This is a genomic window from Streptomyces sp. NPDC056169 (genome assembly GCF_042268445.1).
Taxonomy (GTDB): domain Bacteria; phylum Actinomycetota; class Actinomycetes; order Streptomycetales; family Streptomycetaceae; genus Streptomyces.
Window position 1 is genome coordinate 129,751 of record NZ_JBHJUO010000007.1, and the last position, 23,164, is coordinate 152,914.

General features: G+C 71.8%; 22 protein-coding genes and 1 pseudogene. 13 read left to right on the plus strand and 10 right to left on the minus strand.

From position 1 onward, the window contains the following. Positions 1-94: 94 nt before the first annotated feature. From ACFC0G_RS13260 to ACFC0G_RS13280, 5 genes and pseudogenes are all read left to right on the plus strand, one after another. On the plus strand, positions 95-946 hold the full coding sequence (locus ACFC0G_RS13260) for a biotin--[acetyl-CoA-carboxylase] ligase (protein WP_376401834.1): 852 nt from the start codon (positions 95-97) through the stop codon (positions 944-946). 201 nt (positions 947-1,147) lie between these two features. Further along, positions 1,148-2,311 carry an adenylate/guanylate cyclase domain-containing protein gene (locus tag ACFC0G_RS13265; RefSeq protein WP_376401837.1) on the plus strand — a complete coding sequence of 388 codons (1,164 nt, stop codon included), beginning with the start codon at positions 1,148-1,150 and terminating at the stop codon, positions 2,309-2,311. Between the two features lie 65 nt (positions 2,312-2,376). Continuing rightward, the gene (locus tag ACFC0G_RS13270; protein WP_376401840.1) at positions 2,377-3,171 is read left to right on the plus strand and encodes an enoyl-CoA hydratase/isomerase family protein; all 795 of its coding nucleotides are present in this window, start codon (positions 2,377-2,379) and stop codon (positions 3,169-3,171) included. Positions 3,172-3,319: 148 nt separating this feature from the next. Then, positions 3,320-4,429: pseudogene (locus ACFC0G_RS13275) on the plus strand (diguanylate cyclase domain-containing protein); the annotation flags it as partial. Positions 4,430-4,946: 517 nt separating this feature from the next. Next, a complete protein-coding gene (locus tag ACFC0G_RS13280; protein WP_376401843.1) occupies positions 4,947-6,749 on the plus strand; it encodes a DUF4157 domain-containing protein in 1,803 nt (600 codons plus the stop codon). On the opposite strand, the gene ACFC0G_RS13285 is transcribed toward ACFC0G_RS13280, so the two are convergent. Further along, positions 6,735-7,829 (minus strand): helix-turn-helix domain-containing protein, encoded by a 1,095-nt coding sequence (locus ACFC0G_RS13285; protein WP_376401846.1) that lies wholly within the window; start codon positions 7,827-7,829, stop codon positions 6,735-6,737. The two genes, ACFC0G_RS13280 and ACFC0G_RS13285, sit on opposite strands and share 15 nt — an antisense overlap. A gap of 108 nt (positions 7,830-7,937) precedes the next feature. Between ACFC0G_RS13285 and ACFC0G_RS13290 the strand changes: the two genes are divergently transcribed. Continuing rightward, on the plus strand, positions 7,938-8,840 hold the full coding sequence (locus ACFC0G_RS13290) for an alpha/beta hydrolase (protein WP_376401848.1): 903 nt from the start codon (positions 7,938-7,940) through the stop codon (positions 8,838-8,840). A gap of 62 nt (positions 8,841-8,902) precedes the next feature. Then, positions 8,903-10,138, plus strand: coding sequence for a serine hydrolase domain-containing protein (locus ACFC0G_RS13295; RefSeq protein WP_376401850.1), 1,236 nt, complete (start codon positions 8,903-8,905; stop codon positions 10,136-10,138). Positions 10,139-10,170: 32 nt separating this feature from the next. On the opposite strand, the gene ACFC0G_RS13300 is transcribed toward ACFC0G_RS13295, so the two are convergent. From ACFC0G_RS13300 to ACFC0G_RS13310, 3 genes are all read right to left on the minus strand, one after another. Next, complete coding sequence (locus ACFC0G_RS13300; protein WP_376401853.1) at positions 10,171-10,812, minus strand: pentapeptide repeat-containing protein; 642 nt, start codon at positions 10,810-10,812, stop codon at positions 10,171-10,173. 88 nt (positions 10,813-10,900) lie between these two features. Next, positions 10,901-11,932, minus strand: coding sequence for a hypothetical protein (locus tag ACFC0G_RS13305; RefSeq protein ID WP_376401856.1), 1,032 nt, complete (start codon positions 11,930-11,932; stop codon positions 10,901-10,903). Positions 11,933-12,151: 219 nt separating this feature from the next. Further along, entirely contained in the window at positions 12,152-12,640 is a 489-nt protein-coding gene (locus ACFC0G_RS13310) for a hypothetical protein (protein WP_376401859.1), read from the minus strand. 421 nt (positions 12,641-13,061) lie between these two features. Here ACFC0G_RS13310 and ACFC0G_RS13315 point away from each other — a divergent pair, with 421 nt between their 5' ends. Beyond that, a complete protein-coding gene (locus ACFC0G_RS13315) occupies positions 13,062-14,018 on the plus strand; it encodes a DUF1214 domain-containing protein (RefSeq protein WP_376401862.1) in 957 nt (318 codons plus the stop codon). On the opposite strand, the gene ACFC0G_RS13320 is transcribed toward ACFC0G_RS13315, so the two are convergent. Both ACFC0G_RS13320 and ACFC0G_RS13325 read right to left on the minus strand, forming a co-directional pair. Next, positions 13,984-14,250 (minus strand): hypothetical protein, encoded by a 267-nt coding sequence (locus ACFC0G_RS13320; protein WP_376401865.1) that lies wholly within the window; start codon positions 14,248-14,250, stop codon positions 13,984-13,986. The genes ACFC0G_RS13315 and ACFC0G_RS13320 overlap by 35 nt on opposite strands. Positions 14,251-15,847: 1,597 nt before the next feature. Next, positions 15,848-16,084, minus strand: coding sequence for a hypothetical protein (locus ACFC0G_RS13325; RefSeq protein WP_376401868.1), 237 nt, complete (start codon positions 16,082-16,084; stop codon positions 15,848-15,850). Between the two features lie 109 nt (positions 16,085-16,193). Between ACFC0G_RS13325 and ACFC0G_RS13330 the strand changes: the two genes are divergently transcribed. Together ACFC0G_RS13330 and ACFC0G_RS13335 are read left to right on the plus strand one after the other, a co-directional pair. Beyond that, on the plus strand, positions 16,194-17,003 hold the full coding sequence (locus tag ACFC0G_RS13330) for a Scr1 family TA system antitoxin-like transcriptional regulator (protein WP_376401871.1): 810 nt from the start codon (positions 16,194-16,196) through the stop codon (positions 17,001-17,003). Beyond that, positions 16,996-17,181 carry a DUF397 domain-containing protein gene (locus ACFC0G_RS13335; protein ID WP_376401874.1) on the plus strand — a complete coding sequence of 62 codons (186 nt, stop codon included), beginning with the start codon at positions 16,996-16,998 and terminating at the stop codon, positions 17,179-17,181. The genes ACFC0G_RS13330 and ACFC0G_RS13335 overlap by 8 nt, the downstream gene beginning before the upstream one ends. Positions 17,182-17,184: 3 nt before the next feature. Here ACFC0G_RS13335 and ACFC0G_RS13340 read toward each other — a convergent pair whose 3' ends face one another. From ACFC0G_RS13340 to ACFC0G_RS13350, 3 genes are all read right to left on the minus strand, one after another. Continuing rightward, complete coding sequence (locus ACFC0G_RS13340; RefSeq protein ID WP_376401877.1) at positions 17,185-18,207, minus strand: hypothetical protein; 1,023 nt, start codon at positions 18,205-18,207, stop codon at positions 17,185-17,187. 61 nt (positions 18,208-18,268) lie between these two features. Beyond that, complete coding sequence (locus ACFC0G_RS13345) at positions 18,269-18,763, minus strand: DUF3237 domain-containing protein (RefSeq protein WP_376401879.1); 495 nt, start codon at positions 18,761-18,763, stop codon at positions 18,269-18,271. A gap of 69 nt (positions 18,764-18,832) precedes the next feature. Continuing rightward, on the minus strand, positions 18,833-18,982 hold the full coding sequence (locus ACFC0G_RS13350; protein WP_376401882.1) for a hypothetical protein: 150 nt from the start codon (positions 18,980-18,982) through the stop codon (positions 18,833-18,835). A gap of 271 nt (positions 18,983-19,253) precedes the next feature. Between ACFC0G_RS13350 and hutH the strand changes: the two genes are divergently transcribed. Beyond that, positions 19,254-20,795, plus strand: a complete 1,542-nt coding sequence (hutH, locus tag ACFC0G_RS13355; protein ID WP_376402373.1) for a histidine ammonia-lyase — start codon at positions 19,254-19,256, stop codon at positions 20,793-20,795. Between the two features lie 81 nt (positions 20,796-20,876). Here hutH and ACFC0G_RS13360 read toward each other — a convergent pair whose 3' ends face one another. Further along, the gene (locus ACFC0G_RS13360; RefSeq protein WP_376401885.1) at positions 20,877-21,152 is read right to left on the minus strand and encodes a hypothetical protein; all 276 of its coding nucleotides are present in this window, start codon (positions 21,150-21,152) and stop codon (positions 20,877-20,879) included. 110 nt (positions 21,153-21,262) lie between these two features. On the opposite strand from ACFC0G_RS13360, the gene ACFC0G_RS13365 reads away from it, so the two are divergent. Beyond that, entirely contained in the window at positions 21,263-21,634 is a 372-nt protein-coding gene (locus ACFC0G_RS13365) for a hypothetical protein (RefSeq protein WP_376401888.1), read from the plus strand. 212 nt (positions 21,635-21,846) lie between these two features. Next, positions 21,847-23,118 carry an Ig-like domain-containing protein gene (locus tag ACFC0G_RS13370; protein WP_376401890.1) on the plus strand — a complete coding sequence of 424 codons (1,272 nt, stop codon included), beginning with the start codon at positions 21,847-21,849 and terminating at the stop codon, positions 23,116-23,118. Positions 23,119-23,164 lie beyond the last annotated feature (46 nt).

Here is a 23,164-nt window from a genome sequence, read left to right on the forward strand (position 1 = left end):
CTACGAATGGGCTACTGCTGGCCTACTGACCCGTAGCGTATCGACGCGGATACGGTTCGGCACTGCGGTCTTTGCCACACCTACTCTGGCTTGCATGACGACCTCTCAAGGCTCCGGCCGGCCCTGGTCCGACCTCGACCGGCCCCCGCTGAACGCCCCCGCCCTGCGCCGCGCGCTCGTCCAGCCCGGCGGGCTGTGGACCTCGCTCGACGTGGTCAGCAGCACCGGCTCCACCAACAGCGACCTCGCCGCCCGCGCCGACGAGCTGCCCGAGGGGGCGGTGCTCGTCGCCGAGGAGCAGACCTCGGGGCGCGGCCGGCTCGACCGCAGCTGGACGGCGCCCGCCCGCTCCGGGCTCTTCCTCTCCGTGCTGCTCAAGCCGGAGGTGCCCGTGCACCGCTGGGGCTGGCTCCCGCTGCTCACCGGCGTGGCCGCCGCGACGGGCCTCGCGAAGGCCGCCGGGGCCGACCTTTCCCTCAAGTGGCCGAACGACCTGCTGGTTTCCGTCGGCGGCGAGGAGCGCAAGACCGGCGGCATCCTCGCCGAGCGCGCCGGCGAGGACGCCATCGTCGTCGGTCTCGGCATCAACGTCACGCTCCGTGAGAACGAGCTGCCCGTCCCGGCGGCCGGTTCCCTCCTCCTCGCGGACGCCGTCTCCACCGACCGCGACACCCTCCTGCGGGCCGTCCTGCGCTCCCTCGCCCAGTGGTACGGCGACTGGGTGCGGGCCGCCGGCGATCCCGAGTCCTCGGGCCTCCAGGCGGCCTACACGGCCGGCTGCGCGACCCTCGGCCGCCGCGTGCGGGCCGACCTGCCCGGCGAGCGGATGCTGGAGGGCGAGGCGGTCGCCCTGGACGGCGACGGGCGCCTCGTGGTGGCCACGGAGGGCGGCGGCACGGAGGCGGTCGGCGCGGGCGACATCGTCCACCTGCGGACCCCGGCCTGACCGCCCCCGAGGGCGATCCGAGGGCGATCGGATGGTGAGGGGTACGGGGCAGGGACGGCCACGGGCGGCTCGGACCCCGTCCACGGGACGGAATGGCTCGCCGTTCAGGCGTGAGCCATTCCACACCTGTCGTATCGTGGAGCGCGATCCAGGCGACAGATCGGCAGGACAAGTGGGCAGGGAACGGGCAGGAGGCGGCCGGTGACCGTCGACGACGCGAACGCGGGCGGCGAATCCGAGCCACCCCCGTTTTCCGTACCCGAGCCTTCCGCGTACCCCACGCCCCACCACGAGGTCGACCACACGGCCGAGCCGAGCGACGACCCGCTCGCCATCCGGCTGGAACAGCTGATCCTCGGCGCCGACCGCCGCTACACCCCGTTCCAGGCCGCCCGCACCGCCGGCGTCTCCATGGAGCTCGCCTCCCGCTTCTGGCGCGCGATGGGCTTCGCCGACATCGGCCAGGCCAAGGCGCTCACCGAGGCCGACGTCCTCGCACTGCGCCGGCTCGCCGGCCTCGTCGAGGCCGGACTGCTCAGCGAGCCCATGGCCGTGCAGGTCGCCCGTTCCACCGGACAGACCACCGCCCGGCTCGCCGAATGGCAGATCGACTCCTTCCTGGAGGGCCTCACCGAGCCGCCCGAGCCCGGCATGACCCGCACCGAGGTGACGTATCCCCTCGTCGAGCTGCTCCTGCCCGAGCTGGAGGAGTTCCTGATCTACGTGTGGCGGCGGCAGCTCGCGGCCGCCACCGGCCGGGTCGTGCAGGCCGCCGACGACGAGGAGATGGTCGACCGGCGGCTCGCCGTCGGCTTCGCGGACCTCGTCGGCTTCACCCGGCTCACCCGCCGCCTGGAGGAGGAGGAGCTCGGCGAACTCGTCGAGGCCTTCGAGACGACCTGCGCCGACCTCGTCGCCGCGCACGGCGGCCGGCTCATCAAGACCCTCGGCGACGAGGTCCTCTACTGCGCCGACGACCCCGGCAAGGCCGCCGAGATCGCCCTCCGGCTCATCGAGACCCTCGGCCACGACGAGACGATGCCCGCCCTGCGCGTCGGCATCGCCTTCGGCACCGTGACGACCCGGATGGGCGACGTCTTCGGCACCACCGTGAACCTCGCCAGCCGCCTCACCTCGATAGCTCCGAAGGACGCCGTGCTCGTCGACGGCGCGCTCGCGGAGGAGCTGTCCCGGACCGGGGAGGCGCCCGTCTCGGAGGCCGAGGCGGCCGAGGAGGCGGCCCGCGCGGAGAAGGAGGGCCGCAAGCCCGCCACGTACCGCTTCGCGCTCCAGCCGATGTGGCAGCGGCCCGTACGAGGCCTCGGCGTCGTCGAGCCCTGGCTCCTGACCCGCCGCCCCACCTAGGATCTGACGGTGAACGCCTGTTAACCGTCGTTAACGGGCTCCGTCCGGTCGGGAGGGTCTGCGGCATGTCCGAGCAGCGTTTTGGTGAGTTCGTGGTGGTCCGGAAGGACGGGAGCGGGCACGTCGCCGAGCTCGTCCTCGACCGGCCCAAGGCGATGAACGCCGTCTCCTCCGAGATGGCCCGCTCCCTCGGCGCGGCCTGCGAGGCGCTCGCCGCCGACGCCGCCGTCCGCGTCACCGTGCTGACCTCCTCGAACGACCGCGCCTTCTGCGTCGGCGCCGACCTCAAGGAGCGCAACTCCTTCACCGACGCCGAGCTCGTCCGCCAGCGCCCGACCGCCCGCGCCGCCTACACCGGCGTCCTCGAACTGCCCATGCCGACCGTCGCCGCCGTGCACGGCTTCGCCCTCGGCGGCGGCTTCGAGCTGGCGCTCGCCTGCGACGTCATCGTGGCCGACGCGACCGCCGTCGTCGGTCTCCCCGAGGTCTCGGTCGGCGTCATCCCCGGCGGCGGCGGTACGCAGCTGCTCCCGCGCCGGGTGGGCGCGGCGCGCGCCGCCGAGCTGGTCTTCACGGCCCGCCGGGTCGAGGCGGTGGAGGCCCGCGAGCTCGGCCTCGTCGACCTGCTGGAGGAGGACGCGCGCACCGGCGCCCTGGAGCTCGCCGGGCGCATCGCGGCCAACTCGCCGGTCGGACTGCGCGCCGCCAAGAAGGCGATGCGGCTCGGCCAGGGCCTGGACCTGCGGGCCGGCCTGGAGGTCGAGGACGCGGCGTGGCGTTCGGTGGCCTTCTCGGGGGACCGGGCGGAGGGCGTGGCGGCCTTCAACGAGAAGCGGAAGCCGGAGTGGCCGGGGGAGTGAGCCGTCGAGTGAGCCGTCGAGTGAGCGGGCGGGTGACGGGTCTTGGGCGGGGCCGGGGCGGGGGGTCGGCCGTCCGGATTTTCACTCCATGTCACTTTCCGTGACGTCTCGCGAGGGAAAACGGACTAATACTCCCTAAGCTGGAGGAATGGGTGAGGATGTGCGGCTGCGGGCCGTAGTGGCGCTGGCGCAGGGGATGGCGGCGGCGCACACTCCACGCGAGTTCTGGCGGGCGGCGGCGCTCGGGTCCTGCGAGGGGCTCGACGGGACCTTCGCCGCCCTCTCCGTCTGGGAGCGGGACCACGGCCGGCTGAAGGTCCTGGTCAACGCCGGGGAGCGGGCCGTGGGCGAGGAGGAGTTCCCGGACTCGGAGACGTATCCGGTGCACCAGTTCCCCGAGATCACCGAGTTCCTGCACGAGGCATGGGCGGGCGGCGGCGAGCCGGACGCCTGGGTGGAGACCGTCACCGACCGGGTCCCGACCGGCCGCGTGGCCGGTCTCCGCAAGCGGGGGCGCGGCTGCTGCGTCGTCGCCCCGATCGTGCTGCACGGGCGGGCGTGGGGCGAGCTGTACGTGGCCCGCCCGCCCGAGGCGAAACCTTTCACCCGGGCGGACGCCGACTTCGCGACCGTCCTCGCGGCGGTCGTCGCCGCCGGCATCGCCCAGGCGGAACGCCTGGAGGAGGTCCGCAAACTGGCCTTCACCGATCCGCTCACCGGGCTCGCCAACCGGCGGGCCGTGGACACCAGGCTCGACGAGGCCATCGAGCGCTACCGGGCCGACGGCTCCGTCGTCAGCCTGCTGGTCTGCGACCTCAACGGCCTCAAGCGCGTCAACGACACCCACGGGCACGCCGTCGGCGACCGGCTCCTCGAACGCTTCGGCTCCGTGCTCTCCCGGTGCGGGGCCCGGCTCCCCGGCGCGCTCGCGGCCCGCCTCGGCGGCGACGAGTTCTGCCTCCTCACGGTCGGCCCGACGGCGGACGAGGTCGTCGCGGTCGCCGAGGAGCTGTGCGTACGGGCGGCGGAGCTGGAGCTCGGCGAGGGCGTGGCCTGCGGGGTGGCGTCCACGGGCGACCCCATCGGCCCGCTCAGGTCGGCGCGCCGCCTCTTCCGGCTCGCGGACGCCGCCCAGTACCAGGCCAAGGCCGCGCGCTCGGCGAAGCCGGTCGTGGCGGGCCGGGACGGCACGGTCATCCGCCTCGCCGACGCCCCGCCGGGCGCCCGCGACCGCCGCCGCTTCCGGGACGCCCCACCGGTGGAGCCACGACCGGAGGGCCCGCCGGAGGGCCCGTCGTCGGTGGAGCCGATGCCGGGGAGTACGCCGCCGACGCAGCCGCTGCCGGAGAGCGCGCTGCCGGTGGAGCCGATGGGGGAGGGTCCGTCGTCGGTGGAGCCGACGCGGGGGAGTGGGCTGCCGGTGGAGCCGACGGGGGAGGGCTTGCTGCCGGTGGAGCACCGGCCGGAAGGGCCGGCGCAGGAGTCGTAGATCGGGCTGTCCGTAGGCGGGGGCGACAGCCTCGGGCCGGTGATCGGCGACGGCGCGCCCCCCGGCGCGGGGTTCGCCGCGCTCCTGCCGCCCGGGTCCCGGGAGGCCCTCGCCGGGCCGCGCGCGTCCCACGGAGGCCGGTGGGACGTGGCTCCGGCGTACGGATCCACCCCCGCGCTGCCCGTTCGTACGGCCCGCGCTGCCCGGCCGTACCTGGCACCGGCTCCTCCCGGCTGTGTATCCAGGAGGGGGGCAGGGTGACCCCGCGCCGGGAGGGGAGCTTCTTTTGCACGCTCACAGCCACGACCACGAGAACGCCAAGGCCACGGAGGCGGGAGGCGGGCGCGCCTCCTCCCGGAGGGGGACCGGGCCGGTTCCGCCCGCGCGGCTGCTCGGCCTCATGGGCCTCCAGGCCACGGCCGGGAACGAGGCCGTCGTCCAACTGCTCCGCGAGGCCGGCCATGCCCCGGCCCAGCCCGAGCAGCACCAGCACGGCGCCGGGTGCGGGCACCCGAACGACCCTCCTGCCGTGCAGCGTTCCACCGTGCCCGACGTCCTGCGCGCGAGCGGCCGCCCCCTGGACGAGGCGACCCGCAGCGACATGGAAGCCCGGCTCGGCGCCGACTTCGGCGACGTACGCGTCCACGACGACAGCGCGGCCAGGGCCTCCGCCGAGGAGGTCGGCGCCCGCGCCTACACCAGTGGCAGCCACGTCGTCCTCGGCGCCGGCGGGAGCGACCGGCACACCCTGGCGCACGAGTTGACGCACGTCATCCAGCAGCGGCAGGGTCCGGTGGCCGGGACCGACAACGGCTCCGGCCTCAAGGTCTCCGACCCCTCGGACCGCTTCGAACGCGAGGCGGAGGCGAACGCCGCCCGGGCGCTGGCCGCCCCGGCCCCCGGGCGGGCACCGACGGCACCGGACGCCCACGACGAGTCCCGGGAGTCCCAGGCGCCCCGGGATGGGGCTGTGCAGCGAGCCATCGACACCGGTCTCACGGTCTACGACGGCACCGAGGGGAAGACGGTCGACGACCTTCCCTGGCAGGCCAATGAGAAGGAGTTCTTCACCTTCAGCAAGAAGGTCGGCAAGGACAAGTGGAGCATCCGGCCCGGCAATGCCGACGACCTGGCGAAGGTGCAGAACAGGCTGTTCACCAAGCTTCAGGAGCTCGTTCTCGACGAAGAGACGTACAGCGCCAAGAGCGCCGATCTGCTGGCCCAGCTCGTGAAGGACCAGTTGGGGAAGCCCGTGGTCGCTTCCTCCGCCGGCCGGCAGTCCGGCGCCGGCGCGGGCGGCCAGGAATCCGGTCCCCCCACGCACGTGCTGGAGGTCGCCGCCGAGCTCGCCGCGATGGGTGCCCGCGCCTTCCCACAGGACGAGATCGCCGCCCTCGCGGCGAAGGCCAGGCCTGGCAACGGCTGGCTGTACGAGCTGGAGATGGGCCTGAAGGAACTCAAGGCGGATCCCCAATGCGTGGTCCAGTTCGGCTCGTGCACGCAGGCCGACATCAACCACGCGCTCGGGCGGGCGTCCGGAGCGACCGGCCAGGGCGTCCACATCGCGTCGTTCGTCGCCGACCCGCGGACCAAGAGCAGCAAGACGGGCGCCGACTGGGTGGTCTGGCGTCCCGTCCCCCAGGACACGAGCGAGAGCGCCAGTGCCCCGACACCGACGAAGTACACGGGGGAGTTCGTCCAGGCGAAGCAGACCGTCGCCCGCAACTTCAAGACCAACCTGAAGGCGGCCGCGTTCCAGCTCGAAGGGAAGAACGCCAGCGGTGCCGGCAGTGCCCAGACCGAGCGGGAACTCACCCTGCGGTCACGGTCGCAGGGCGACCACCAGCACATGGGCACCATCGCCATGCAGGTCACCGACGAGATCGGCCGGGAGCAACAGGCGATCGTGCGGCACATCAGTGACGAACTGAAGACGACCATGGACAAGAAGACCAAGAAGCGGCCCTACGTCGACCGCGTCATCGTGGAGGAGAGCATGGCCGCCGGCGAGCGGACCCTGTACGAGCTCGTGGACGGCAGCCTCACGACGACGTCGCTCGGCCCCGTCGCCGGTTCAGTCGGCGAGTAGCCGCCACGCGGTGAGGGCGAGCCGGGCGCGGGTCAGGCCGGTGGGCTCGGTGACGTCGATGCCCAGGGTCTTCGAGATCTGTTCGAGCCGGCGGGCGATGCTGCTGTGGTGCAGGTGGAGGAGGCCGGCGGCCCGGCGCAGCGAGCCGGTGGCGCAGTAGGTGTCCAGGGTCTCCAGGTCCTCCGGGTCGGCGGCGAGCCGGGCGACGGCGGCCACGTCGGTGTTGTCCCGCGCGGTGTCCTGGGGGACCTCGGCCAGGAGGGCCAGCGCGCCCAGGTCCCGGTGGCGGACGACGGGTTCGCGCGAGGTGGTGAAGCGGAGGGCGGTGCGCGCCTGCCGCCAGGACCGGTCGGGGCTTCCGGCGGTGCCGATGCCCGCGCGTACGCCCGCCGGGAAGCGGGCCGGGTCCAGGACGGTGGCCAGGAGGACGCCCACGTCGGCGAGCGGGGCCGCCTTCACCGGGCGGCCCGGGCAGATCAGGCCGCCGAGCCGGTCGAGCGGGAGCCGGGTCCGTACGGCGACGGCGTGGACCGGCACGCCGGCGGCGAACCCCAGCAGACGCAGCGCCCGGGCCCTGGCCGCCTCGTCGCCTTCCGAGCCGATCGCCAGCTCGACGAGGGCCGGGTCGGCCATGGTGGTGCGCGTCGGGCCGTGCCGTTCGACGACCCCGGCGGCGGCGATGGCCAGCCGGTCCAGGAGCACGTCGTCGAGCGGGTTCGGGGGGCCGGGGCGTTCCAGCCACACCGTGCCGATCTCCTCGTCGTCGAGCGTGATCGGGGTGGTGGAGGACGCGGAGGGCGGGGGAGAGGACGGCGTCGGTCCGGACTGCGGTGGTCCGGACTGCGATGGTCCGGAGGGTGGTGGACCCGACGCCGGTCTGCCGTCGGGCGCGACGCGGATCACCCGGCCCGTGCCGTGCAGCCTGATCCCCGCCGTGCACTCGGCCAGGCCCGCCGACGCCCGGGCGAGCGCCGCCAGATCCACGCGCCGCCGCATCAGCGTGTCGTAGAACGCGATGATGCGGATCGCACCGTCGACGTACGGATCCAGCCCCGACAGCCGTACGGCCAATGCCTCCATGCCGGAAGGATAGAAGGAGACGGGTGCGCCGAACGGCGCGATTCCGGGGCGGGATACGCGACGGACGGCGGATGACCCCCCGCGGCGGCGGCCGTGAGGATGGCCGTCATGGATCCCGAACTCGAACCGTTCCTCCCGTTCCTCCCGCTCATGGACATGACCGACCCGGTCGCCGGGCGCAAGGAATTCGCCGCCCGTGCCACCGCCGCGCCCGCCCCGGACACCTCCCGCATGGAGGTCGAGGACCACGCCGTGTCCGTGCCCGCCGCACCCGACGTGCCGGTACGGGTCTACCGCCCGCACCGGGCGCAGGGCGCCGTCGTCTGGCTGCACGGCGGCGGCGGTGTCTTCGGCGACCTCGACACCGAGCATCCGTGGGCCGCCCGGATCGCCGACCTCTCCGGGGCGGTGGTGATCTCGGTGGGGTACCGGCTCGCGCCCGAGAACCCGTTCCCGGCGGCCCTGGACGACGCCTACGCCGTACTGGCCTGGGCGGCCGGGCACACGGACGCGCTCGGCACCGATCCGGCGCGGATCGCGGTCGGCGGGCACAGCGCCGGTGCGGGCATCGCGGCCGCCACGGCCCTTCGGGCGCGGGACGAGCGGGGGCCGGCGATCCGGTTCCAGCTGCTCAACCAGCCGGGCCTCGACGACCGTCAGGAGACGTGGTCGGCACGGAACTTCACCGACACGCCCTGGCTCACCAGCGACACGCGCACCGCGGCGTGGGGGCACTACCTGGGAGGCCGGCCCGCCACCCCGTACGCCGCGCCCGCCCGGGCCGCCGATCTGTCCGGCCTGCCGCCGGCCTACATCGCCACCGCGGAGTACTGCCCGAACCGCGACGAGGGCATCGCCTACGCCCTGCGCCTGATGCAGGCGGGTGTGTCGGTCGAACTCCACCAGTGGCCCGGCACGTTCCACGGATCGCAGGCGATCCTCTCCGCCGAGGTGTCGCAGCGGCAGAACGCCGAACTCGGGGCGGCCCTGCGCCGCGCGCTGGCCGACTGACCCCGTCCCGCGACCCACTCACCTCCCTTGATCCACTGATCCACAGCGAAAGGACGCATGTCATGAAGCTCCGAACGGTGTTGTGCGGGACCGTCGCCGCGCTGGTCGCCTGCGCGGGCACGGTGGCGGCGGTGCCCCCGCCCCCCGGAACGGCGAGCCCGTCGGCCGGCCTCGATCGCGCGGCGCTGCGGTCCGCCCTGGACGGTGTCCACCGCGCCGGGGTCCCGGGGGTGTTCGCCGAGGTGCGCGACTCCGGCCGGACCTGGCGGGGTGCTTCCGGCGTCGCCGACGTCGGGACCGGCCGTCCCGTCACCGCGGACATGCGGCAGCGCGTCGGCAGCATCACGAAGACCTTCACCGCCGCCGCCGTCATGCAGCAGGTCGAGCAGGGCCGGATCCGGCTCGACGCGCCGATCGGCGGCTATCTGCCGCGGTTGGTGCCGGGGGAGCGCGGTACGAGGATCACGGTCCGGATGCTGCTGAACAACACCAGCGGCATCCCCGACTACATCCCCTACGCGTTCCCGTCGCTCGGGGCGTTCCCGTCCCTGCCGGACGTCTCGACGGAGAGCCTCGACGACAACCGGTTCAGGGAGTTCCGCCCGGAGGAGCTGATCGCGATGGGGCTCGCGGCGCCTCCCGCCGGCGAGCCCGGAGCCACTCCGGGGGTGTACTCGAACAGCAACTACCTGCTCCTCGGCGAACTCCTGAAGCAGGTGACCGGCGTCCCGGCCGAGGAGTACATCACCCGGAACGTCATCGAGCGCGCCGGCCTCCGGCACACCGGGTTCCCGATCGGGACGCGCATCGAGGGACCGCACGCGCGGATGTACGAGGCCTTCTACGGCCTGATCGACCCGCCGCGCGACTACAGCGTCTACAACATGTCCTGGACGGGCACGGGCGCCGCGCTCGTCTCGACCATGGCGGACCTCGACCGCTTCTACGCCGAGCTGCTGGCCGGCCGGATCGTCAGCCGGTCGTCGCTGGCCCAGATGCAGCGCACGGTCCCGGTCCGCGCCCTGGACGGCTCGATGATCGAGTACGGGCTCGGGCTGCACAAGGTCGCCACGGACTGCGGCACGTTCTGGGGGCACGACGGCACGGTCTGGGGGGCCGGGACGATCTCCCTGACGCGGGCCGACGGCAGGCGCCAGATGTCGGTCGCGGTCAACCTCCAGCGGTGGAACACACCGGACGCCTCCGGGCAGCCCCAGCCCCACCCCATCGACGGCGCGCTGGCGACGCTGTACGGGCAGGCGCTGTGCGGCGGCGAGGCGGCGGGGCTCGCCCCGTAGCCGGGGTTCCGGAGTACGGGGCCGGGGCGGGCTCAGGCGACGGTCAGCCCCAGCGCGGTGGCGATGACGGCGGCCTGCTCCAGGCTGACGGTGGCGCCGCGCATCTCGACGGTGAGCGGGTCCAGCGAGCTCAGGTCGCTGCCGCGCAGGTCCGCGCCGCTCAGCTTGGCGCCGTGGAACTGCGCCCCCGCCAGGTCGACGCCCGTGAGGGTGGCATCCTCCAGGCGGGCGCCGGTCAGGTCGCACTCGCGCATGCGGACCCGGTCGAACGACGCGCCCTTCAGCTCGGCCCCCGGCAGTCCCACGAAGGACCAGTCGCCGCCGCTGACCTCGAAGAGCGCGTACGTGCACCGCTGGAAGTGGCTGCCGACGAACTTGCAGTCGGTGAACTTCACGTCGAAGAACGTGCAGGTGCGGAACGTGCAGTTGGTGAAGGCCGTCGCCGTGTGCCGGGACGCGTTGAACTTGACGTTCGCGAAGGTGCAGCTGTCGAAGGTCGCGCCGTCGACGACCGCCTCGGTCAGGTCCATGTCGAGGAACGAGGTCCGTGTGAAGGACTCGGCCGACAGCTCGACGCCGTACCAGTCCTCGCCCCGGACGATCCGGTCCTCGTCGGGGACCGGCGGCCGGCCGGACACGGGGTCGACGTTCGCGCGGTCGCGGTGGATGGCCATGCCTCCATTCCACACCCGGGGTCTGACATCGGCCTGCCGGATGGCCGCCGCATCTCCCCGTCTCGCGTGCCCGACGCGTGTGCCCGCCTCAGGAGCCCTGAGGTGCGCCTTGCTGGGCCCTCGCGCATTCCGGGCACAGTGTCTGGCCCTCGATGACGGGCCGGAACAGCATGGGCTGTGTATGCCGTCCGCCCTGGCACTCCTGCGCGCCTTCGAGCCGTGGGGAGAGCCGGGGCGGCCCGGCGGCCGGCGGGGTCGCGCGCAGGGGCGGCACGTGGAGGAGGAGGTATCTCACCAGGCCCCCGGGCCGGAGTACGGGTGTCCCGGCTCCGGGCAGGCCGCGCAGGACGTGCTCGTGGACGTCGGCGGAGGTGTGCCCGGCGGCGAGCCAGCGGGCGGTGAGCCGTGTGAGCTCGTCGCGCATGCCGGGAGGGATGTGCCGGAGGGCGGGGGAGAGGAGGGGGAGGGCACCGACGAGGGCGCGAGCTTCGTCGAGCCGGGCGTCGGCTTCACCACCGGGCACGGGCTCGGGCACGGGCACTGACTCGGGCACGGACTCGGGCTCGGGCTCGGGTTCCGACTCCGACTCCGACTCCGACTCCGACTCCGACTCCGGGTCCGGGTCCGGATCCGGAGTCGGACCCGGCTTGGGCGGAAGGACGGAAGTGTCTTCCCTCAGTGGTTGCTCTGGATGACCGTCGGTCGACGGGCTCACCGGATGACCGACGGCCGGAACCCTGGCACTCGGCGCCATCTGCGGAAACACCCGCTCGATCCCGGCGCGGAAGGGGAGGCTGCCGAAGATCTTGGCGGCCTCTTCGGGGCGCATCGGGATGCTGGAGACGAGCTGTTGGGTGGCCCAGAGTCCTCCCTCTCCCTGCACGCGCCGCTCGTGCACGTACCCCTCGGCCTTGAGCTGCCGCTTGGCCTGGCTGAAGGAACAGGCCCCGATACGGGCGTGCTTGGCGGTTTCGGAGAGGGTCTGCCGGGAGTGCGGCGGGAGGGAAAGCTGCCAGTTGAGGATGCGCGCGGCGTCGGAGTCGAGGCGCGGATGCCGAATGATGTCGTTGGCGAGCTGGGTGAAGTCGCGCGAGGGCGCGATAAGGTTGCGATAGATCACGATGGAGTCGCATTCCATTAGTGGTTCAGGCCCTCGACGGTGGTTGCTGCCATCGACGGGGGCCGTTTTGTTGCGAACGTACCGCACGGCATATGCCCGCAACGACACGCGGAGTGAAGACCGCCCGTACGAGTGAAGTGCGCCGCGAATTCGCACAGTTGCTCGCCGCGACGGCCGCGTCTCCGAGACGACGTTCGGCGCGGTGACGAGCGAGACCGATCAATCCGCCCGCCGACGCTTACGGTTGGGCCGACTCGGGTGTACGAGGCTGGCGAGGCCTCCCACGGATGCACGGACGTGCGCCGGTTCGCGCGGGGTCCTCCCGCCCGCGCACCACCAGGAGAGCTGTCCGTCGGCTTCGCGCGGATGCATGCCGATGCCGTGCTCGCCGCACACGGGCCAGGCCTGCCAGAGAAGCTCCATGACGGTGTCCTGTGCGGCTTCGGCGACGACCTCCAGGGCTCCGGCGGGGTCGTCCACCGAGGTCGGGTCCAGCGGATTACCGTGCCATTCGCCGTTGGGGAGGGCTACGTAGACGTTCTCGACCTCGTCCCCGTCCCACGGGGGAAGTCCCATCAGCGCCAGCGGGCCTTGCTCGGGCAGCGTCACCGCGAGGTCCCGGTTGACGAGGGCGAGAGCCTCGTCCCACAGCGGGTACGTGCCCAGCAGGATCCGGCCGGGCTCGGGGGGACCGAAGAACGCTCTCATGAAGCCATCCTGCACGGCGGCCGGGCCTGGGCTGAACAGGACGATGGCCGCGACGGCCAGGACGAAGGCGACGATGGGCAGCCACGCGGTGGGTTTTGCCCATCAGAACCAAGAATAACTGACGCAGCGCCGGCGGGCGCCGACGCCGCGATGCGCTCGCGTAGGCGTGGCCCGCCCCCGCGCCCGGCCCGCCGGGATGCGGATGCGCCGCCCCAGCCCTTAACTGGGAATTGCGGTCTCGCACGGAAGTAGCGTGACCGGCTAAGGAACATGCCCTGGGTCACGCGATCGGGAGGCTCGAGCACCGGCGGTTGACGGCAGCCAGCCGCACCGCAGCACCGCGTGCCTTCGCAGTCGCTCCCGGACATCTGGAACCGGCCCAGGCCACCGAACCTGATCCCCGTCCCCGCAAGGAGTGCACGTGAGCGACGCGACGACCGTGACGTTGGACGACTTCGCCCAGGCGGAGACTGCGCACTACTTTCTCAAGCAGTTGGCGAAGGCACCGGTCAACCGGTACTTCCACGAACGGGAGCCGGTGAACGTCGACAACCAGGTAATCATCCGGTCGAACGTCGACCTGATCTACTCCTACGCCGTCGTCGACGTCACCAAGGAAGCCACCTTCCACGTCGCCGAGTCGGCGGAATTCCAGGTCGATCAGATCATCGACGAGAACCACTACACCGTCGGCGTGGTCTACCCGGGCGAGACGCTGACCGTGCGCAACTCCGACCTGTCGAGCGGCACGCACGTCTACATCGCGGGCCGCACCGCGATCACCGGTGGCCTCGAGCACGCGCAGCAGCTGCAGGACGCTCGGCGGATCAGCGCCGCCACCGACCACCCCTATGAGCCGGCCGACTACGACACCGCCAGCCTGGACGCGGTGCGCGCGACGCTGGAGGCCCGCGCCGCGGAAGCCGATTTCAGCAAGGCGTTCGGGACACCCGAGAGCACGACACCCGACCAGCACACCCTCGGCGCGGCGCTGGGATGGGGCGGGCTGCCACCGGAGCACGCCCAGTACTTCCAAGCCCGCACCACCGCCTCCGGGCACGACGCCTGGACGTTCCCCGTGCCGCCGCTGGACTTCGACCACAACGGCTACTTCTCCGTCGTCAAGTACGACAGCAAAGGATGGCTCGACGTCGCCCGGCCCGGACTGTCCGACAAGGAACTGGTCCGCAACGACGACGGCACGATCACCGTGTGGTTCGGCGACGAACGCACCGCAGGTAAAGCGAACGTCATCGCCACCACCGAAGGCCAGGAGTACTACTTCGGCATGCGCCTGTACCGGCCCAAAGACGTGGACGAGACACGGAAGTTCATCGCCGACCTCAAGGCCACGCCCGTGAAGCCCGTGGCCCCGTAGAGTCCGGTCGGCCTCTGGCGCGCACCGCCAGAGGGTGACCGAGCTCGGGATGCGCGGTGGAAGCCAGCTCCTGCGCCGCCGGCTCGGCCACGGCGTCCAGGACCAGCCGGGCCAGGATCGCTGTGGGCCGCTCCACACGGATCAGCGCATCGGCGAACAGCGTGTCGAACTCGGCGATGCGCAGCGGCTGCGCCTCGGTGGGCAGCGTGCACGATTGCGGTACCCAGGTCACGGCCGACCTCGTTCCCCTCGACGGACGCCCCAAGGAGCGCTGTCCTTCGACGGGAAACCTGTTCCCGGGTACCGGATGCCAGCCTGTCGAGGTGGGGAATCAACGCGAGCAGGTCCGGCCAGACCATGAGTATCGGGTGGGGAAAATCAAAGAGCCTCATCACCGGGCTCGGGAGGACCGAAGAACGGTCTCATGAAGCCATCCTGCGCGGCGGCCGGCCCTGGGACTCCGCTGTTCCGCCACCAGTTGTACGCGGCGCGGGCGGGCGCGGGGTGGGGCTCAGGGGGGGCGTTTCCATTGGGCTTCTGGTGGGACCGCCCTCTTTCCGAGAGTCGCAGCTTCCGCCACCGCGTCAAGGGCGCTTCGCGTCGGCTGCGCCGATGGGCTGCGCCCACCCTTGACCCGGCGGCGGAAGCTGCGCAAAAACTCTCGGAGGGCGGTCCGGGGGCCGGGGTCACGCCAGGGGCCCGGGCATCGCTCAGGCCGCGTAAGCGGGTGGCGGGCCGGTGGGGTGGGGCTCGGCCAGTGGCCGGGGCGGGTGGGTTCCTTGGGGTGGGTTCGGGGTGCGCGGCCGTTGAACGGGGCGGCCCGGCTCGGCTCAGCGAGTCGGGGCCGGTGGGGAGTTGGGATTCAGGCCCGGCTGGTCACTCCCGGTGGGTGGAGGGATGACTAACCTGCAGTTACTCCGAGTAGCAGTCCCCGGGATAGCCCCCAAAGGGGGTATATCACCCCTATCGGGCGGAGAAAGTGCACCAATGTCTCGCCGCCAGCCCCCCCCCAACCTCAACTCCAGCCCCGACCCGATCATCCAGGGCCCCGACCATTCAGGACCCACCGTCCATCAGTCACCACCCACGGCCCGCCTCCCACCGCCACGACCCACCCCCCCCGAACCCCTGCCATCCACCGGGAGTGACCAGCGGGGCCTGAATCCCCGCTCCCCACCGGCCGCGACCCGCTAAGCCCTGCCGGGCCGCCCCATTCAACGGCCGCGCACCCCGAACCCACCCCAGCGGACCCACCTGGCCAAGCCACTGGCCGAGCCCCACCCCACCGGCCTGCCAGGCGCCGTCCGACCCCGACCGATGCCCGGGCCCCCGCGTGGCCACGCCCCCGGCCGCCCTCCGAGAGGTCTTTCGCTCCTGGAGCCGCCGGGTCAAGGGTGGGCGAAGCCCATCGCGAAGCGACGCCGAAGGCGCCCTTGACGCGGCGGTGGAAGGTGCGACTCTCGGAAAGAGGGCGGCCGCACCAGAAGCCCACGAAGCAGGCCCACCCCCGGAGCCTCCCCGCTGCTCCCGTCGCCGTGCTCTGTCCGTCCGGCTACGGAGTGCGGAGCCAGAGGGCGGCGCAGAGCGCGCCCACGGCGACCGTGATCAGGAAGAGGGCCGCGCGGGCGAGGTGCTGATGATGCGCACGGCCCCTCGCGGGGTCAGGCTCGCGCGTTCCTCGGGGCTTGCCGACCAGCAATGTTCGACCGCCGCTTCCCAGAGGTATCCGCTGGGACGTACCAGCGTGAGCAGATTCCCGTGTACGTCCCGCACTTGCCCGGTGAGCGCCCGCTGCGCGTCGGTCACGACGTCGCCGACGCGGTACCTCATCACGGGGTGGGCCGGGCGGTGCGGAGGAGGGCGGTGAGCCGCTTGGCCCCGCCGAGGCCGATGACCCCGAGCCCGTACCGGTGGATGTCTCCGCCGGGGCCGCGCGTCACGTCGCGGTAGAGGCCGTTGGTGGGAAGGCCGGCGGTGTCCATGGCGGCCTTGAGGTCGCGGTAGACGCGGGCGGCTTCGGTCTCGGTGACGGGGCGGGTCGGGGGGCTGGTTGCAGGCGTACGCATGGAGGGCTCACTTTCTGATGGATCTCCTCCGGAACACCTCAACGATGACGCGGACAGTCCTACGCTCACCAGCAGTTGGGTTTCCGAAGGGGATGGGGAAACGACGCATATGCCGGCGGAGAAGGAGATCGACCCGAGCGAGAGCTTGGAGAGCTTCATCGCGGACATGGTCCGGGACGCGCGCAAGCAGCGCGGATGGCGGCAACAGGACCTCGCGGGGAAGGTGTTCAGCAGCACCACCCGGATCTCCGAGATCGAGAACGGGGACCCGCCGGACCTGAAGCTCGGACGCCAGCTGGACCAAGTGCTGGAACTCGGTGATGCCTTGGTGAACCTGCTGATGATTCGCGACCGGGTGGCGTTCCGCGACTACGCGCAGGGGTTCCTCAGGGACCAAGCGCGGGCGCGGGCCATTTACGAGTTCTCGCTTGTCGTGCCCGGCCTGCTCCAGACGCCGCAGTACGCGAGAGCGATCATGAGGCTGGAGGATCCCGACGGGGTGACCGACATCGAGGGCTCGGTTCACCGCCGAAGCGAGCGACAGGCCGTGTTGGCAGGCCCTGAGCCTCCGTGGGTGTGGGCTGTTCTCGATGAGTCCGCGCTCACGAAGGTCATGGGTGACAGGCACGTCATGCGTGACCAGGTTGCCTGGTTGCTCGAACTCACCGAGCGGCCGTTCATCAACGTGCAGGTCCTGCGGACCGACCGTGCTGTCATCCGTGGATCGGTGAGCTTGCTGACCTTGCCGTCGGGCGAACGCACGGCTTACACCGAGGGGTTCGGTACGGGCCGGTACATGGTCGAACCGGCAGAGGTCGATCTCTTCCAGAAGATCTATGATCGGCTGCACGCCGACGCCCTCGGGGTCGATGAATCACAAGAGTTCATGCGTGACGCACTGGGGATGCACGATGACTGAGCCGATATGGCGCAAGAGCACGTACAGCGGCAACAACGACAACTGCGTCGAGGTAGCCGACAACGCCCCCAGCGTCGTGCGCGTCCGCGACACCAAGGACCACGCCAAGGGCGAGCTCACCGCCGCCCCCGGCGCCTGGGTCGCCTTCACCGCGTTCGCGCGGTCGTACGCGGTCTGACCCCTACTGCACGCTCCAGCGCGGTGGGTGGTCCGGGTCGGACGGGCAGTGGAAGACGTTGAGCCGGCCGTGGTTGCCCACGACGACCCCGGTGGGTACGGCGTGCGGGTGCGGGCGCAGGCCCTGGTCCTCGATCGGGGTCCAGCTCTCGTATCCGCCGTTCCACTCCGACGTGCCCACGGTCAGCAGGAGGCGCATCGGCGTCGCGCACGTCGCGCAGTCCATCGCGTACGGGTCCGTCACGTGCCAGGACGCGTATCCGCCAGCCCGCCAGCCGGGCGGGATCGACAGGTCGAACTGGTACGAGACCGGGTCGTCCTCGTCATCGTCCGCCGCCTCCTCCTCCAGCGCCTCCTCCCACGTGTAGATCCGCTCGCTCAGCTCCTCGGGCAGCAGCCCCGCGAAGGGGTACGTGGCCACCTGTTCCGGGTGCAGCTCACAGGGCTCGGGGACGTATCCCTCGTAGCCGACGACCGCAGGCTGAGGGGGCGAGGTCAGTACCTCCCCCACCTCCGCCGCCCTGCGCCAGCGCAGGTGAAGGAACATGCTGTACCCGGTGGGTCGGTGTGCGTCGAAGGGGCACCAGAACACCTGGAGCAGATCGGCGCCGTCCGGCCCCGCGGGGAGATCCGGGACCTCCCGCGTGTAGAGCTGCGCGAGGCCGATGAGGGGCAGCGGGTCGGTCTCGCTCGCCCCCGGCACCCGGTGGTTGCCGCGCAGTGCCGTCACGAGCCGCTGTTCCTCCTCCGTCAGGCCTTCGTACGGTTCCCGCGCGTACGCCGAGGCCAGGAGTTCCCGCTCCTGGCGGATGTCGGCGGGGCGCCGCCCACGCCCGCGGCCGTGGACCTCGTCGCACACCGGCCACGGCTCGTCCGCCGGCCACAGCATCGGCCCGCCGACGGAGCTCACCGACATCCCCGGGTGCCCAGGTCGCGGATGCAGCCGGGTGGTCGTACCCCGATGCGCGGACAGTTCCGGGAAGAGCGCCTCGACGTCAAGTGGCCGTGGCGGCGTGGTCCTTGTCATGGAAGGACTTTAGAAGCCATCTCCCGGGAGGCCTTCCATTTGCGGCTTGTCGCGACGGCGGTCAGGTCACGGAGTAGAAGCGGATGGCGACTTCGGAGTCGTCGCCGCGGGCGAGGCCGATGAAGAGGGTGCGGGCGAGCCAGAGATGGGCGGGGGCGGCGGTGCGGAAGACGGGGGAGGTTCGGTAGTACACGCCTGCCTCGGACACCTGCAGGGCGCCGTCGTACTGGGCGGGGGCGGTGGGGTCGTCCTCGTGGTAGTAACCGCGGTTGGTGATGTCGATGACCGCGCCGTCATCGGCTTGAAGGAGGTATCGGGCATCGAGCTGGTAGACCCCGCCGCGTCTGTCGCACCAGTCGCCGCCGCCGGCCAGGACAGTGCCGCGCAGACGGGGGCCGTCGACAGTGCCGCCGGTGATGGGGACGTACTCGGTAATTTCGCCGGCACCGTGCCCGATGTGCAGTGAGGGGGCGAGGAAGGCACGGACCTCGAAGGCGAAGTCGAGGGCGGGGGTGAAACCCGGCTCGACGGCGGTCTGCGGCTCTGGGGCGATCACGGCACTCCGTAAGGTTGCGGGGCTGGCGTGGCGGTATGCCGGATCCTAGGCAAGCCATGCTCAGTCCGGTCAACAGTGTTGACATAGCGCGGCCATCTCAAGGGGGCGGCGGTCGGCAGGCGGGAGGGAGGCGGCGGTGTCGACGGAGGCGTACGTGACGCCGTGGTCGGCCAGGGCCTCCGCGACGATCCCGCCGGTCATGGTGAGGGCCGGCAGCATGTGCTCCTTGGTGGCGACGGTCGCACCGCCCCGCCCCGCGTGCTCGACCGCTCCCTCCGGCGCTCCCCGGCGCCCCCTCCGGCACTCCCTCCGGCGCCCCCTCCCGCGCCGCATCCTGCGCCGTCGAGGTCGTCGAGCGGCAGACTGGAACCCCCACCGGTGATCGCCGGTCCGACGGTCGTCACCCGGTAAGGGGTCGTCCCCGGTCGAGCCGGTGACAAATCACCTAGTGACAGGTCGGTCTTCAATCCGTAGGGTGCTGAATATGGATATGCAGACAGTCGTCCTCGGCACGTCCGGCACGACCCCGCAGGACGTCATCGACGTCGCCCGCCACGGCGCCCGCGTCGAGCTGTCGACCGAGGCCGTGCGCGCCCTCGCCGCCGCCCGGGACGTGATCGACGCGCTCGCCGCCAAGCCCGAACCCGTCTACGGCGTCTCCACCGGCTTCGGCGCGCTCGCCACCCGGCACATCAGCCACGAGCTCCGTGCCCAGCTCCAGCGCAACATCGTCCGCTCGCACGCCGCCGGCATGGGCCCGCACGTCGAGCGCGAGGTCGTCCGCGCGCTGATGTTCCTGCGCCTGAAGACCGTCGCCTCCGGTCACACCGGCGTCCGCCCCGAGGTCGCGCAGACCATGGCCGACGTCCTCAACGCCGGCATCACCCCCGTCGTGCACGAGTACGGCTCCCTCGGCTGCTCCGGCGACCTCGCCCCGCTCTCCCACTGCGCCCTCGCGCTCATGGGCGAGGGCGACGCCGAGGGCCCCGACGGTGAGCTCAAGCCCGCCGGCGAGCTGCTCGCCGCGCACGGCATCGCGCCCGTCGAGCTCAAGGAGAAGGAGGGCCTCGCCCTCCTCAACGGCACCGACGGCATGCTCGGCATGCTGATCATGGCCCTCGCCGACCTCGACACCCTCTACAAGTCGGCCGACATCACCGCCGCGCTCTCCCTCGAAGCCCTCCTCGGCACCGAGAAGGTCCTCGAACCCGAGCTGCACGCCATCCGCCCGCACCCCGGCCAGGCCGCCTCCGCCGCCAACATGCTGGCCGTGCTCAAGGGCTCCGGCCTCACCGGCCACGCCCTCGCCGGCGAGGCCCCCCGCGTCCAGGACGCCTACTCGGTGCGCTGCGCCCCGCAGGTCGCCGGCGCCGGCCGCGACACGATGGCCCACGCCCTGCTCGTCGCCGAGCGCGAGCTCGCCGCCGCCGTCGACAACCCGGTCGTCCTCTCCGACGGCCGCGTCGCCTCCAACGGCAACTTCCACGGCGCCCCCGTCGCGTACGTCCTCGACTTCCTCGCGATCGCCGCCGCCGACCTCGGCTCGATCGCCGAGCGCCGTACCGACCGGCTCCTCGACAAGAACCGCTCGCACGGCCTGCCGCCCTTCCTCGCCGAGGACGCCGGCGTCGACTCGGGCCTCATGATCGCCCAGTACACGCAGGCCGCCCTGGTCAGCGAGATGAAGCGGCTCGCCGTCCCGGCCTCCGCCGACTCCATCCCGTCCTCCGCGATGCAGGAGGACCACGTCTCCATGGGCTGGTCCGCCGCCCGCAAGCTGCGCACGGCGATCGGCAACCTCAACCGGATCATCGCGGTCGAGCTGTACGCCGCGACCCGGGGCATCGAGCTCCGTGCGGGCCTCACCCCGGCGCCCGCCTCCCAGGCCGCCATCGACGCGCTGCGCGCGGCCGGTGTCGCCGGGCCCGGTCCCGACCGCTTCCTCGCGCCCGACCTGGCCGCCGCCGACGCCTTCGTGGGCGCGGGCCGGCTGGTCGCCGCCGTGGAGCCCGTCACCGGGCCGCTGGCGTAGTACGCGGCAGGTGTGATGCGAAGGGCCCGACCCCGGAATCCGGGGTCGGGCCCTTCGCCATGTCCGATGGACGAGTGGAGTTCAGGACTCCCGGCCCCGTCGTCTCATCGCCAGGGCCACGAAGCCCGCGCCGACCCCGAGGAAACCCGTCCCGCCCAGCAGGTACGGCGTCGTGTCGAGGTTGCCGGTCTCCGCGAGGCGGCTGTCGTTCGCGGTCGAGTCGTCCTCGACGATCCCGACCCCGACCCGCACACCGCCCCGCTCGTCGGTGGCGTTGGCGGACGGAACGAACCACAGGGCGCACAGCAGCGTTCCCGCCGCGGTGGCGGTCAGGAGTGGGCGTCGGGCGGCGGACACGGAAATATCGATCCCCCTTGCGGAAACCGCGCATCGGTCGGTGCGTCGATGCTAATGAACACAGCGGGTCGCGGGAAAGCCGGGAGCCCGCTGACCCTACGCTCCGACACATGAGTACTTCCGAGACAGCGCGCTATGTACGGCTTCGGGTCGATGTCGTCCTGGAGATCGACGGCCCCGCCGAGCTGACCGAGGCCGCCGAGGGCCGGATCGACGGCGACGACTTCATGCCGGAGGAGGAGCGCGTCCAGGCCCGCGCCGCCGCCCGCGAGGACAGCGCCGAGGCGCTCGCCTACCTCGTCGAGCCCTTCGACCTGATCCGCGGCGTCCCCGGGATCGAGATGGTCCAGGCCTCCTGGAGCACCGAGGAGGTCGTGTACGACCCCGATGCCCTGGAGTGGGACCTGGGCGAGGAAGATGAGGACGAGGACGAGGGAGACGCGGGCTACACAGAAGAAGAAGACGACGACGTGCGGGCGTAGGGGCGGGGACCGGCCGGAAGGCCGGAAAAGGCCCTGATCACAGGTCCCGGGACGCCGTCCCGGGACCTTTCTCGTGCTCAGGGGAACCGGACGCACCACTCGTGCGTGTCGATCAGTGGCGTTCCCCACAAACTGTCCGGTTCCGGAACCGGACGGGGTGTCATGGGTATTTATGTAAGCAGCGAAGCAAGCGTTGGCAGGACTCGGCGACGATGGAGATGCGTGTGATGACGGACGGCAAGCGCCGCAAGAGCCTGGCGGTCGCGGCCGCGGTGCTCGGCGGCGTATTGGTGCTCTCGGCGTGCAATGACGGCGACCAGGGCGGCAGCGCCTCGGGCTCCCCGACGCCACCGTCACAGTCCCAGGTCGACGAGGCGGCGGAGGCGGCGAAGACCTCCAAGGCGCAGATCGTCATCGCGCCCAAGACGGGCACCCAGAACGCGTCGATCAACAACGACGCGAAGGTCACCGTCACCGAGGGCAAGCTCACGGCCGTCACCATGACGTCCGCCGAGGGCACCGCGGTCAAGGGCGAGATAGCGGCCGACGGCCTCAGCTGGAAGCCGAGCGTGCAGCTGGAGCGGGCCACGGTCTACAAGATCGCGGCCACCGCCACGGACGCCGACGGCCTGGAGGCCCACGAGAACTCGTCGTTCACGACGGTCTCGAAGGCCAACAGCTTCATCGGCAACTTCACCCCCGAGGACGGCTCGACCGTCGGCGTCGGCATGCCCGTCTCGATCAACTTCAACAAGGCGATCACCGACAAGGCGGCCGTCCAGGGCGGCATCACCGTCACCTCCAGCTCCGGCCAGGAGGTCGTCGGGCACTGGTTCAACCCCCAGCGCCTCGACTTCCGCCCGGACAAGTACTGGACCGAGGGCTCGACCGTCACGCTGAAGCTGGACCTCGACGGCGTCGAGGGCGCCGACGGCGTCTTCGGCGTCCAGCAGAAGACCGTCACCTTCAAGATCGGCCGCAACCAGGTCTCCACCGTCGACGTCGCCACCAAGACCATGACGGTCACCCAGGACGGCAAGACGATCAAGACCATCCCGATCTCCGCCGGCTCCCCGGAGAACCCGACCTACAACGGTCAGATGGTGATCTCCGAGAAGTTCAAGGAGACCCGGATGAACGGCGCCACGGTCGGCTTCACCGACGACGACGGCAAGGGCGAGTACGACATCAAGGACGTGCCGCACGCCATGCGCCTGTCCACGTCGGGCACGTTCATCCACGGCAACTACTGGGGCCCGGACTCGATCTTCGGCTCGGCCAACACCAGCCACGGCTGCGTCGGCCTCAACGACGCCAAGGGCGCCGGCGACCCGAACCAGCAGGCCGCCTGGCTCTTCGACCACTCGATCGTCGGTGACGTCGTGATCGTCAAGAACTCCAAGGACAAGACGATCGCCCCCGACAACGGCCTCAACGGCTGGAACCTGAGCTGGGCCGACTGGAAGGCCGGCTCGGAGGCCTGATCATCGGCCTGCACGCGCACACAGAAGGGCCCCCTCCACCCGGAGG